10 protein-coding genes are annotated in these 14,167 nt (G+C 40.8%); all 10 read left to right on the top strand.

The window, feature by feature from the left end; genetic code table 11:
• The first annotated feature begins 706 nt into the window (after positions 1-706).
• Complete coding sequence (locus DW650_RS07315) at positions 707-2,170, top strand: ABC transporter substrate-binding protein (protein WP_118209490.1); 1,464 nt, start codon at positions 707-709, stop codon at positions 2,168-2,170.
• 50 nt (positions 2,171-2,220) lie between these two features.
• Positions 2,221-3,246, top strand: a complete 1,026-nt coding sequence (locus DW650_RS07310) for a carbohydrate ABC transporter permease (protein ID WP_118209489.1) — start codon at positions 2,221-2,223, stop codon at positions 3,244-3,246.
• A 4-nt stretch (positions 3,247-3,250) separates the two neighbouring features.
• Positions 3,251-4,126, top strand: a complete 876-nt coding sequence (locus DW650_RS07305) for a carbohydrate ABC transporter permease (protein ID WP_015520959.1) — start codon at positions 3,251-3,253, stop codon at positions 4,124-4,126.
• Positions 4,127-4,147: 21 nt separating this feature from the next.
• Positions 4,148-5,377, top strand: a complete 1,230-nt coding sequence (locus tag DW650_RS07300; protein ID WP_118209488.1) for an AGE family epimerase/isomerase — start codon at positions 4,148-4,150, stop codon at positions 5,375-5,377.
• Between the two features lie 43 nt (positions 5,378-5,420).
• Complete coding sequence (locus DW650_RS07295; RefSeq protein ID WP_055196106.1) at positions 5,421-6,599, top strand: glycoside hydrolase family 130 protein; 1,179 nt, start codon at positions 5,421-5,423, stop codon at positions 6,597-6,599.
• A 123-nt stretch (positions 6,600-6,722) separates the two neighbouring features.
• Complete coding sequence (locus DW650_RS07290) at positions 6,723-7,745, top strand: glycoside hydrolase family 130 protein (protein ID WP_118209487.1); 1,023 nt, start codon at positions 6,723-6,725, stop codon at positions 7,743-7,745.
• Between the two features lie 201 nt (positions 7,746-7,946).
• Positions 7,947-8,993 carry a GDSL-type esterase/lipase family protein gene (locus DW650_RS07285; RefSeq protein WP_118209486.1) on the top strand — a complete coding sequence of 349 codons (1,047 nt, stop codon included), beginning with the start codon at positions 7,947-7,949 and terminating at the stop codon, positions 8,991-8,993.
• Between the two features lie 16 nt (positions 8,994-9,009).
• Positions 9,010-10,128, top strand: coding sequence for an SGNH/GDSL hydrolase family protein (locus DW650_RS07280; protein WP_118209485.1), 1,119 nt, complete (start codon positions 9,010-9,012; stop codon positions 10,126-10,128).
• A gap of 24 nt (positions 10,129-10,152) precedes the next feature.
• Entirely contained in the window at positions 10,153-12,459 is a 2,307-nt protein-coding gene (locus DW650_RS07275) for a GH1 family beta-glucosidase (protein WP_118209484.1), read from the top strand.
• 199 nt (positions 12,460-12,658) lie between these two features.
• Complete coding sequence (locus DW650_RS07270; RefSeq protein WP_118209483.1) at positions 12,659-14,005, top strand: ATP-binding protein; 1,347 nt, start codon at positions 12,659-12,661, stop codon at positions 14,003-14,005.
• Positions 14,006-14,167: the final 162 nt, after the last annotated feature.

Here is a 14,167-nt window from a genome sequence, read left to right as displayed (position 1 = left end):
ATTCGCACCTACGCCCCCAGTTTTGAGATGAACCGCCCACCCAAATGGTGTTCATAACCTGGAGGCTGGCATCTTGCGCAAAGCCGGAGCTGATTTTGTGACTTTGGGAGAAAATTAGAAAATCTTAGTGTGTCTGTAGATACACAGTGATGTTCTGCCATGGATGGCAGAACAAGGCTTCACGAGCCACGGATGGCTCGTTGAACGCCGGTCACGTCACTCCGAGAAAATCTAACTCAGACACACTTAGACTTTTCTTATTTTCGTACAATGGAACCAAAATTAACTCCGGCTTTGCGCAAGATGCCACTCACAGACCTGCGACACACCATTGGGACGGGCGATTTATTTCATAAACAAACCAGCATTTGGTGAGCATTTTATATTGTTAGGTTATGGATGTTCTGCAGATAACGCTGTGGTGAAATAAGTAATTAGTTAAACAATCAAAAACATAGCTTAATATAAAAAATAATTAATTGTACAAATTAGGCTAAAATAAGCTAAATAACAAAAATAAATGAAAAATAAATGTGAAAAAGTGCACAAAAATCGATAAATAGAATTGTTTATAGTGCCGAAATGCACAATGAAAGCCTTAAAAAAGTTAAAAAACAAGAAAAAAGTGTTGACTAAAAAACAAAACAATATATAATTAAATTAAGTTACAAAACAAAGTAACAAACATCAAAAGGAGGAAAATTCTATGAAATTAAAAAAGGTTTTATCAGTTGCATTAGTAGCAGTTATGACCATGAGCATGGCAGCATGCGGCGGTTCAAACAATGCAGCAGATAATGGGGGAGCAACAAACGGAGCAGCTTCTGATAACAGTGCAGAAGCAACAAATGATGCAGCAGCTACCGAGAGCAGTGATGCAGCAGCATCCACAGACGGATCTTTATCCTATGCAGATATCAAACTTGGTGAGGATTATACAGATCTGACAGCAACAATTTCATTATTCAACCACAGAACAGATCTTGAATCTGACGATTATAACGGAACAACATGGAAAGAGTATTTAGCAGCATTCAATGAAATGTATCCAAATATTACAGTTGAACTTACAACCGATACCAACTATGCAGATGATGCTCTGATGCATTTACAGTCCGGTGACTATGAGACAGTCATGATGATTCCGGCGGTTGATAAGGCAGACTTAAGCAATTACTTTATTTCATATGGTGATCTTGATACCATGAAGACCCAGATCAATTATGCAACTACATGGGAGTATGGCGGACAGGTTTACGGTGTTCCTTCTACAGCAACTACACAGGGTATCGTATACAATAAAAAAGTATTTGAAGAAGCAGGAGTTGCAGAACTTCCAAAGACTCCGGAAGAATTTATCGATGCATTACAGAAAATCAAAGATAACACAGATGCAATCCCACTTTATACAAACTATGCAGCAGGCTGGACAATGGGAGCATGGGATGCTTACATCGGAAATAATGCAACAGGCGACAATACATATATGAACCAGAAGTTAGTTCATACAAAAGATCCATTCCAGAATTATGGCGATGATACACATGCTTATGCAGTTTACAAGATCCTCTATGATGCAGTTGCAGACGGACTGATCGAAGATGACTTTGCAACAACTGACTGGGAGGGCTGTAAAGGTATGATCAACAATGGTGAGATCGGTTGTATGGTACTTGGCTCATGGGCTTATCCTCAGATGGAAGCAGCTGGTGAAAATGGCGCAGATATCGGTTATATGCCATTCCCGATCACTGTAAATGGTGAGCAGTATGCATCAGCAGGTGCTGATTACTCTTATGGTATCAATGTAAATGCAACAGATGATGAAAAAGCAGCAGCTATGGTATTTGTTAAATGGATGACAGAAAAATCCGGTTTCTCATACAACGAGGATGGACTTCCAATCGTAGCCGGCAGCACAGATACAAAACTTTCCTTCGATGGCGTAACATTCTTAGAGGATGAACCTGCATTAGCTGGCGAGGAAGATTTCTTAAATGAGATGAATGCAGAGTCTGAGTTAAATATTAACGCAGGTGGAGACAGTAAAATCCAGGCAATCATTGAGCATGCATCCAATGGCGATAAGACATTTGATGAGATCATGGACGAATGGAACACAGCATGGTCTGATGCACAGGAATCAAACGGAATTGAAGTAACTGAGTAATATAGTTCCACAAAAGGGAAGGGGAGGTTCCCCTTCCCGGATAAAAGACAATGGATGGAGGAATTGTGGATATGGAAGGGAAAAAACCATTCAGTTTTACAAAATGGGCAAAAAGCAGAAAAGGACAGCAGGTGATCATCTGTGTGGCATTTATGACAATTCCGCTGTTATTGCTGTTTGTATTTACTTATCTGCCTTTTGCCGAGATGGTAAAATTCAGTTTTTATAAGATGAAATATTTAACTCCGGTAGATCAGAGAAAATTTGTCGGATTTAAAAATTATATTGACGTATTTCGCAGGGATGACTGCTTTGGAGCATTAAAGCTCAGTCTTTATTATATGGTAGGTGCGATTATTCAGCTTGTACTTGCACTTTATCTGGCTACTATTTTAAGTTTTAAGGTAAAGGGAGGAAACTTCTTCAAAGGATTAATGTTCTTCCCATATCTGATCAGTGGTATTGCAATCGGATTTATTTTTAAATTTTTCTACACCAGAGGATTTGTATTTGATACGATCTTACAGTGGTGCGGATTTGAACTTGACAATCTTCCATACTGGCTGAAAGATCAGTCAATCAACAACTGGTCTTTGGTAGCTACTTCGGTATGGCGTTATTTTGGACAGAACATGGTACTGTTTATCGGTGCAATCATGTCTGTAGATGCAGACCTTTACGAAGCAGCAGAGTTAGATGGTGCAAATAAATTTCAGCAGTTTAAACATATTATTCTGCCGAGTATCAAAACAATTATCACATTAAACGTAATTCTTTCCATTACAGGTTCCTTAAGTGCATTTGAACAGCCTTACGTTATCACAGATGGTGCAAACGGAACCGGAACATACTTTGTAATCATGAATGAGATCGCTCATGTAAGCCAGAAAGTCGGTCTTGCTTCTGCAATGGCAGTTGTACTTCTTCTTATCATTTTTGCATGTACGATTTTACAGAAATTATTCTTTAAATACATCTTCCGTGATGCTGAGAGTGAGGATGAGTCCTATAAAGCAAAACGTGCAAGATTAAAAGCAGAAAAACAGGCAAAGAAAGTCGGAAAGGGAGTGGCATAGGGCGATGAAAAAACATAATGTAAATGTGCAGAAAAGAAAAAAACATTATACCGTTGGTGCAATCCTCTGGCTGATCGTTGAATATGTATCGTTGATCTTCTTTGGACTTTGTGCAGTTGTTCCGGTTATCTCCTGTGTGATTACAGCATTTAAGACACAGGAAGAATATCAGGCGACCAATGTTATGACATTGCCGGAGAACTGGCTGAATTTTGATAATTTTATTAAAGCATTTCAGACAGCGGATATGGGAAGAGCTTTCTTAAATTCCGTGATCGTTATGGTATCTGTCCTGGTTGTTTCCATTATAATCGGAACACAGCTTGCTTATGTGTTAAACCGTTTTAAATTTCCGGGAAACGGACTGATCCGAAACCTGTTTTTGTTTGCTTCACTGCTTCCGGCAGTTGCAATGCAGGTAACTGTATATAATATCATGACAGCACTGCACTTTGTCAATCATTTATATGGATATATTATTCTGATGTGCGGAACGGATGTTATCTCAATTTACATTTTCATTCAGTTTATGGAAAATATACCAATATCTCTGGATGAATCGGCAATCATTGATGGCGCATCCTATTGGACAATTTACTGGAAGATTATGCTTCCATTATTAAAACCGGCAATCGTTACATCCTGTATTTTAAAGGGTGTGGGTGTTTATAACGAGTACTATATGGCAAACCTTTATCTGATGGATAAAAAGTTACATACGATCGCGACATCACTTTATACATTTGTTGGTCCGATGGGAAGTCAGTACAACCTGATCTGTGCAGGTGTTATCATTTCCCTGCTTCCGGCATTGATCGTATTTATCCTCTGTCAGAAACAGATTTACAGTGGAATTGCTGCAGGTGCAGTAAAAGGCTAAAGAGAGAAAGAGGAAACGGTTATGAGTGAGTTAAAAGAACTTGCAGCAGAAGCAAAACACGAACTGCTCACACATATCATTCCATTCTGGAGAGGTATGCGGGATGATAAGTTCGGCGGATATTACGGTTATCTTTCCTATGATCTTGCATTGGATGAAAAAGCAGAAAAAGGATGTATTTTAAACAGCCGTATTACCTGGTTTTTTGCAAATGCGTATTTACTTTATAAAGATGGCGGCATTTCGGAAGAGGAATGTGAGGAAGCAGGTTTTAAGGGAGAAGATCTGCTTGCAGAAGCAAAACATGGTTATGAATTTTTAAGGGATCATTGTATCGATAAAGAATATGGAGGAATCTTCTGGTCATTAAATTATGACGGAACACCGCTCGATACAACCAAGCATACTTACAATCAGGCGTTCTGCATTTATGCGTTGTCTTCTTATTATGATGCAGCCGGTGATAAAGAAGCGTTAGAACTTGCTTTTTCCCTGTTTGATATCATTGAGGAGCGCTGCACCGATGAGATTGGTTACTTAGAAGCTTTTACAAGAGATTTCAAACCGGAATCAAACGAAAAACTTTCTGAGAACGGTGTACTTGCAGACAAGACAATGAATACCCTGCTTCATGTTTTTGAAGCGTATACAGAATTGTACCGCGTGACAAAAAATGAAAAGGTTGGAAAGAGACTGATGTGGATCATGGATACCTTTGCAGATAAGGTATACAATCCGGCAAAACAGCGTCAGGAAGTATTTTTTGATGCAGACTATAACACAATCTTAGACCTTCATTCTTATGGTCATGACATTGAGACAGCATGGCTGATGGATCGCGGTGTCGATGTTTTAAACAATGAACATTACCGTGAGAAAATGACACCGATCACAAAGACACTGACCTCAAGAATTTATCAGGCAGCATTTGATGGTCATTCCCTTGCAAATGAATGTGACCGTGGAGTGGTCAATGCACACCGCGTCTGGTGGGTGCAGGCAGAGACCGTTGTTGGTTTCTTAAACGGTTATGAGAGAAACACAGAACATTCTGAGTACCGGGATGCGGCACTGGCAGAGTGGGAGTTCATCAAAACCTATGTGGTCGATAAGAGAAATGGTTCAGAGTGGTTCTGGGAGGTAAATGAGGATGGAAGTCCGATATTAGACAGACCGATCGTAGAGCCATGGAAATGTCCGTATCATAATGGAAGAATGTGTATAGAAGTCATCCGCAGAATCGGAGCATAAAACAGATTCATTTATTTTTAGAAAAAGAATGGAGATTCGACGAATGTTACATGAGAGATATTATGTAGAAAAAGAAAAGCAGGAAAAACTGCTTTCCCGCAAAAATGTAAAATCGGATTTTTACAATGGTGTATATGACCGTTACGAATATCCGGTACTGACAAGAGAGCACATCCCGCTTACATGGAGATATGACTTAAATCCGGAGACAAATCCATATTTTATGGAGCGCCTTGGCATCAATGCAGTGATGAATTCCGGTGCGATTGAGCTGAACGGAAAATATTATCTGGTTGCAAGAATCGAAGGAAACGACAGAAAATCTTTCTTTGGCGTAGCGGAAAGTGATAACGGAATCGATGGTTTCCGTTTCTGGGATTATCCGATCCTTTTACCGGATACCTGTCCAGAAGAGACAAATGTTTATGATATGCGTCTGACTAAACATGAGGATGGTTACATCTATGGTGTGTTCTGTTCTGAATCAAAAGACACAACCGTAAACGATCTTTCCGCAGCCGTAGCAGCAGCCGGAATCGTCCGTACCAAAGACTTAAAGAACTGGGAGAGACTGCCAAACCTTGTTACTTTAAATTCTCCGCAGCAGAGAAACGTGGTACTTCATCCGGAATTTGTAGATGGCAAATATGCATTCTACACAAGACCGATGGATGACTTTATTGAAACCGGATCAGGCGGAGGAATCGGATTTGGACTTTGCGAAGATATCACACATGCAGTGATCGACGAGGAGAAAATGACAAGTCTTCGTAAATACCACACAATCACAGAGGCAAAGAACGGTGCCGGTGCAACTCCGATCAAGACAGACAAAGGCTGGATCCACATTGCACATGGTGTCCGCAACACCGCAGCAGGACTCCGTTATGTCATCTATGCATTTGCAACAGACTTAAATGATCCTTCTAAAGTGATCGCAGAGCCGTCCGGACTTTTGATCGGACCGAGGGGCGAGGAACGTGTCGGAGATGTAAGCAATGTTGTATTTACCAACGGCGCGATCGTAAATGAGAACAACGAAGTATTTATCTACTATGCATCTTCTGATACAAGAATGCATGTAGCAACAACTACCGTGGATAAACTGGTTGATTATGTATTTAACACACCACAGGATCCGGGCAGAAGTGTTGAGTGTGTGGCACAGAGATGCGGACTGATCGAGAAGAATTTAGAGTTCCTTGCAAAGGAAGAAAAATAAGACAGTTACATAAAATTCTGCATGAAAAGAAAGAGGATTTCTTACATGTAAAATAAAAGCTGAAAAGAAAGAACGAAGAAAATCGGAAATATGCGTGCCAAAACGCAAGGATGGAGGAAGAAAATGAGCAAATATAAAATGATCAGCCAGCCGGTACCAAATGTACCATGGCAGGAAAGACCGGAAAACTTAACAGGAGCACCGGTATGGAGATACAATGAGAACCCGATCATCGGACGTAACCCGGTAAAAGGTGTTGCAAGAATTTTCAACAGTGCTGTTATGCCATATGAAGATGGATTTATCGGGGTGTTCCGTGGAGAGCAGACCAATGGCATCCCTTATATTTATCTTGGAAGAAGTAAAGATGCGATCCACTGGAATTTCGAAGAAAACAAGATCGATTTCGTAGACGAGGAAGGCAAACCATTTATGCCGCGCTACGCATATGATCCACGTCTTGTAAAAGTAGAAGATACCTACTACATTATCTGGTGTCAGGATTTTTACGGTGCAGCGATCGGTATGGCAAAGACAACAGATTTCAAGACATTCACAAGAATTGAGAATCCGTTCCTTCCGTTTAACAGAAATGCAGTATTATTCCCAAGAAAGATCAACGGAAACTTCATGTTATTATCCCGTCCATCTGACAGTGGACATACACCGTTTGGTGATATTTTCGTAAGTGAGAGCCCGGATCTTACCTATTGGGGCAAACACAGACATGTAATGGGCAAAGGCTCTGAGTGGTGGGAGTCCTTAAAGATCGGCGGCGGTGCTGCTCCGATCGAGACATCCGAAGGATGGCTGTTATTCTACCACGGAGTAAGCGGAACCTGCAATGGCTATGTATACTCTATCGGTGGAGCAATCTTAGACATTGACAATCCATCTATTGTAAAATATCGTTGTGAGACATTCTTACTTACACCGGAAGAATGGTATGAGGAGCGCGGATTTGTTCCGAACGTATGCTTCCCATGTGCAACAATCCATGATTCCGAATCCGGAAAAATTGCAATTTACTACGGTGCTGCAGACAGCTATGTTGGTCTTGCATTTACAGAACTTGATGATATCATTGATTACATCAAGGAAAACAGCGTTGTAACTCCGGAAGATACCGAGATCGGAAGACGCTAAAATTGCTGCTATTCATCCTTAATAGCATAAAATTAATTCATAACACAGGCTGCCAGATGCAATGAAAATTGCGGCAGCCTTGTTGCGTAATTCATGAAACGTGTGATGGAGTGTCCGCAGAACGTGCATTTTATCATAATGGAATGTCCGCGGAGCGGGCAGTCTGCTTACATATTTAATTTTTGGAGGGGAACTCAGAACATGATAATTAAACCAGATAATGAGATGTTATCTTACAGCGGAAGAATTGATTTTGATGACAGGCTTGCACCGGTTCTTGTCTATGCGTGCAGCTCAATTGGAATGAAATTTACCGGAACATCCTTAAAGGCAGTGATCGTAAACCACCGTTCCTGCTGGACGAATGAGCTGGGATATTTTATAGACGGGGAACAGAAGCGTTTTACCTTATCGTCCGATGAGGAGAAAAAGACCTATACTTTAGCGGAGAACCTGCCGGAAGGAACACATGAACTGCTTTTATTTAAGAGGATGGATTCCTGTCATACATTTACATTTTACGGATTTGAGATCGAGGATGGAGCTAAAGTGCTGGCACTGCCGGAAAAACCAAAACGTAAAATGGAATTTTTCGGTGACAGTGTTTCCTGCGGAGAGGTTTCAGAGGCTGTGGAATATGCCGGAAAACCGGACCCGGAGCATGATGGGCAATACTCAAACAGTTGGTATTCCTATGCATGGATGACGGCGCGCAAATTAAATGCACAGATCCATGATACGTCACAGGGTGGAATATCACTTTTAGATGATACCGGCTGGTTTGCCGCACCTCATTATAAAGGTGTTGAATCCTGCTATGATAAGATCGAATACCACCCGGATCTCGGACCGACAAAACAGTGGGATTTTTCCCAATATATCCCGAATGTAGTCGTTGTCGCGATCGGACAAAACGATAATCATCCGGTAGACTATATGGCAGAAGATTACGACAGTGAAAAATCCGAAAACTGGAGAAAACATTACCAGGCATTTATCGAAAAACTGATGGAACTATATCCAAAAGCACAGATCATTTTAGCTACCACGATCCTGTGTCATGATAAAAACTGGGACCGCTCCATCGATGAAGTCTGCACCCGTATTGGAAGCAGCAGAGTCCATCACTTCCTCTACACGAAAAATGGCTCCGGCACACCTGGACATATCCGTATCCCGGAGGCAGAGCAGATGTCGGACGAACTTGCAGCATATATTACATCACTCGGAGATGAAATCTGGGAATAAAAAGGAGAACATTAACATGGAATATCAGATCAAATACGAAAACGGCATTGCCAACCACGGCAACTTATACCGCTTAAAAAAAGTTATGGACCGCGCAAAAGCCGGCGAACCATTAAACATTGCATTCTTAGGAGGTTCAATCACCCAGGGAAGTCTTTCCACCAAACCGGAACTCTGTTATGCATATCATGTTTATGAGTGGTGGAAAAAGACATTCCCACAGACAGATTTTACTTATATTAATGCAGGAATCGGTGGAACGACATCACAATTTGGTGTGGCACGTGCAGAAGATGACCTGCTCTCGAAGGAGCCGGATTTTGTGATCATTGAGTTTTCTGTCAATGATGAGAGCACGGAGCATTTTATGGAAACATATGAGGGACTGGTGCGCAAGGTATATACCAGTAAAACAAAACCGGCAGTTCTTTTGGTGCATAATGTATTTTACAATAATGGTGGAAATGCCCAGCTGATGCACGGACGTATTGCAAGACATTATGATCTTCCGGCTGTCAGCATGCAGAGCACGATCTATCCGGAGGTTGTTAGCGGACATATTGAAAACCGTGATATCACACCGGATGACCTGCATCCGAATGATGCCGGACATGCACTTGTGGCATCAGTTATTACCTATTTTCTGGACACAGTAAGAACAGAAGATGTAAAGGAACTGAGTGAACCGGATTATCCGGCACCTCTTACAAAAAATACTTATGAAAAATCCATCCGTCATCGGAACAACGATGAAAAGGCAGTCTGCAGTGGATTTGTGGCAGATACATCTGCGCAGAGAGATATCACGGACTGTTTCAAACATGGATGGACTGCTTCAAAGAAAGGTGATTCGATCACATTTGATATTGAAGGCTGTAATGTTTCGGTGCAGTACCGGAAATCCGTAAAACTTCCGGCACCGGTCGCAGAGATCATCGTAGATGGGGAAACGGATCATGCAGTTCGTCTGGATGCAAACTTTGATGAAACATGGGGCGATAAATTAGAGCTTGACACTATCTTAGAACATGGAGAAAATAAAGTACATAAGGTGGAAGTCCGTCTGGTAGAGACACATGAGGATGATGCGGTGCCGTTTTATCTGGTTTCTGTCATTGGTTCCTCTGAAAAATAGCTCATTGGGAAAGGAAAAGAAAATATGTTTCGGGATGATTTTGTTTGGGGTGTTGCGAGCAGTTCTTATCAGGTAGAGGGAACTGACGCAAACGATGGAAGAGGAAAAAACGTCTGGGATGCATTTACGGAGGCAGGCAGGATATATGAAAATCAGAATGCGTATACGACCTGCGATCATATGCATCATTATAAGGAAGATTATGCGCTGATGAAAAATCTTGGCATCAAGGCATATCGTTTTTCATTAAACTGGGCACGTATTCTGCCGCAAGGAACCGGACGTGTCAATGAAAAAGCAATCCAGATGTACCGTGATATGATCACATGTATGAAAGAAAATGGGATCACGCCATATATTACCATGTTTCACTGGGAGTTTCCGCAGGCTCTTTATGAAAAAGGAGGCTGGTTAAATCCAGAGGTGATAGACTGGTTCGGGGAATATGCCAAAGTTGTTGCAGAGAACTTTTCCGATATCTGTGAGTATTTCATTACGATCAATGAACCGCAGTGTGTGGTAGGACTGGGACATTTAAGCGGTGTGCATGCACCGGGATTAAAGCTGTCGGCAAAAGATACATTCCAGATCGCGCACAACCTCATGAAAGCGCATGGTCAGGCGGTCATCAATCTTCGAAAATATGCAGTCCGTGATATCAAAGTCGGATATGCACCGACCGGAGGAGTTGCTTATCCATATACCGATAAGCCGGAAGATATCGAGGCTGCAAAGAAAGTTTATTTTGGTTTTTATAATCCGATGGATAACTGGACCTGGAATGTGGCATGGTTTTCCGATCCTGTATTTTTAGGACATTACCCGAAAGAAGGACTGGAAAAATTTGCAGAATATCTGCCGGAAATCACAGAAGAAGATATGGAGCTGATACATCAGCCACTTGATTTTATGGGACAGAATATATACAATGGCTATTATATCCGTGCAGGAAAAGACGGTGAGCCGGAATTTGTAGACCGTGCACCGGGATTTCCTAAGACAGGATCAGACTGGCCGGTAACGCCGGAAGCATTTTATTATGGAATCAGATTTCTGACAGAGCGTTATCCGCTGCCGCTTTATATTACAGAAAACGGTATGTCCTGCCATGATAACATCAGTGCAGACGGCAGAGTGCATGATCCGAACCGTATCACATTTTTAGATTCCTATATTGGTGCCATGCAGCGTGCCAGTGACGAGGGTGCGGATGTAAGAGGATATTTCCTGTGGACATTTCTTGATAATTTTGAGTGGTCTGACGGATATAAACAGCGTTTTGGTATCATTTATGTGGACTTTGCCACACAGCAGCGTATTGTCAAGGACTCTGCATTCTGGTATCAGAAAGTAATAGAGACAAATGGAGGAATCCTTAGTATGAATCAGGCAAATAAAGAGATTTTGTTTTTAGACCCGGTATGTACACATAATATCTGGGGCGGAACAAAGTTAAGAGAAGAGTTCAGTTATCCGGTAGAGGGAGATGACATCGGCGAATGTTGGGGTATTTCCGCTCATCCAAACGGAGATGGTACGATCCGCAACGGTGCATTTTCCGGTATGAAGTTATCTGCTGTATGGAAGGAGCATCCGGAAGTATTCGGTAACTATGACTGTGACCGTTTTCCACTTCTCACAAAGATCATTGATGCAAGGGATGATCTTAGTATTCAGGTACATCCAGATGATGATTATGCGAAAGTACATGAAAACGGTTCTTTTGGAAAGACAGAGTGCTGGTATATCATGGATGCGCCGGAAGGGGCAACACTTGTGATCGGTCATAATGCAAAGACGAAAGAAGAACTTTCCGATATGATCCATCAGGGAAAATGGAAAGAGTTTATCCGTGAGATCCCGGTTAAAAAAGGTGATTTTATCCAGATCGATCCGGGCACTGTTCACGCAATTAAGGGTGGTCTTTTGATCTTAGAGACACAGCAGAACAGTGATATCACGTACCGTGTGTACGATTATGACCGTCTCTCTAACGGAAAGCCGAGGGAACTGCATGTAGAAAAGAGTATTGATGTGATCACGGTTCCGGCTAAATCAGTGGATGACAGTGTAAAATCCGCATTGAATCTGCCGGAAAATCAGTTGAATGAACTGTATTCCTGCAAATATTATACGATCTTTAAGGCAGACGTAAATGGAAAGATGGAATTTGAGCAGAAGTATCCGTTCCTGTTAGTATCTGTTTTAGAGGGAGATGGAATCGTGGGCAGCAGCCCGGTGAAGAAGGGAGATCATTTTATCCTGCCGAATGGTTATGGAAAAGTTGAGATGCAGGGGAAGATGAGTCTGATCGTTTCTACTGTAAAATAATTATTTTGAGATGAAAAATCCGCAGGATGTGAGAGCGCACCTGCGGATTTTTTTGATGAACGGGGCAGACTTGGTGAATAGCAATGTTAAAAACGGGGCAAAATATAATTATATTAAATTTAAAAACGGGGCAAATTGCAATGATAATGATTGAAAAAACGGGGCAGATAGTGTATTGTGTAATTGGAGGTATGAATTTATGTACAGAAAAGATTCAATTGCAATTGGCGAATGGATTAAAAATTCAAATAAGGCATTATTAGTGACAGGAGCAAGACAGATAGGAAAAACATGGCTCATAAGAGATGAAATTGAAAAGAGCGGATATACTAAGTTTGAAGTGAATTTTATTGATCAGCCGGATATGGTTTCCTACTTAAATGCAGAGATGAGTGCGGAAGATTTTTTGATTAAATTAAAAATGATCATGCCAGAAGATTGCAAATCGCATGAAACGGTTGTTTTTTTTGATGAGATTCAGAAATGCCCGGAAATAGTAACTAAAATAAAATTTCTTGTAGATGAGGGAAGTTTTAAGTATGTAATGAGCGGATCCTTATTAGGGGTAGAACTGAAAGGTATCGCTTCGGCTCCGGTTGGATACCTGACTGTTTTAAAGATGTACCCTATGGATTTCGAAGAATTTATGATGGCGAATAATGTCTCAGTAACTACATTAGATATGCTAAATGAAAAATTTAAAAACGCCAGTCCTGTGGACGAATTTGTACATCAGAAGCTTTTGTCTATGTTTTTTGTTTATCTTATTGTTGGAGGAATGCCAGATGCTGTAAAAACTTATATAGAAACAAAAGATATTCGAGAGGTTGACAAAGTACAACGTGATATAACAACGCTTTATAAAGAGGATTTTTCCCAATATGAGATTGAGGACAGAAAGCTTAAGTTAAAGTCCATATATGACATTATTCCTGCTGAACTAAATAAGCAGAATAAAAAGTTTGTATTTACGATGTTGGATAAAGAACTGAAATTTGACAGATACGAAAATAGTTTTTTGTGGTTAAAAGATGCAGGTGTGGCGTTGCCGGTTTATAATGTTGAGGCACCAGTTATTCCACTTTTAGCAAGCAAGAGCAGTAATATATTCAGACTTTTTTCGAGCGACATTGGATTGTTGACAAGTGCATATCCGGCAGAAACAAAAATGGAATTAATTAATAAAAACGGAGAAGTGAACAACGGAGCACACTTTGAAAATGCTGTCGCACAGCAATTAACGGCGAATGGTTTTACACCATATTTCTGTAAAAAGAAAAATATTGGTGAAATGGATTTTGTGATAGAAATGAATGGGAAAGTTGTTCCGATTGAAGTTAAGTCTGGTAAGGCATATAAATCACACAAAGCTTTGGATAATTTTATGAACATACCGGATTATCATCTTGAGAAAGCCTATGTTTTTTCCGTTGGAAATGTAGAAACAGAAGGAACTGTGACATATCTTCCAATCTATATGTGTTATCTGTTAAAAGAGCAGAAAATCGGTCAGATGATCGTAGAGTTGGATACTACTGGTTTGTAGATCGAAAAGGTTATTATTATCATAGATGAGTATGACGTCCTGTTAGGCTATAAAAAGGACTGTAAAGTTGTGATTGGAGAGTAGATTTAAAGTCTCAACGTAGAAAGCTATGCCTGCGTTGAGACTTTTTTCTAGTGCAGTGACCTGTTGCTATTTAGAAAA

Source organism: Roseburia sp. AM23-20 (assembly GCF_003470905.1).
In the GTDB taxonomy this organism is placed as follows: domain Bacteria; phylum Bacillota; class Clostridia; order Lachnospirales; family Lachnospiraceae; genus Roseburia; species Roseburia rectibacter.
Note: the sequence above shows the minus strand (reverse complement) of the source record. Positions and strands in the feature narration are given on the sequence as shown.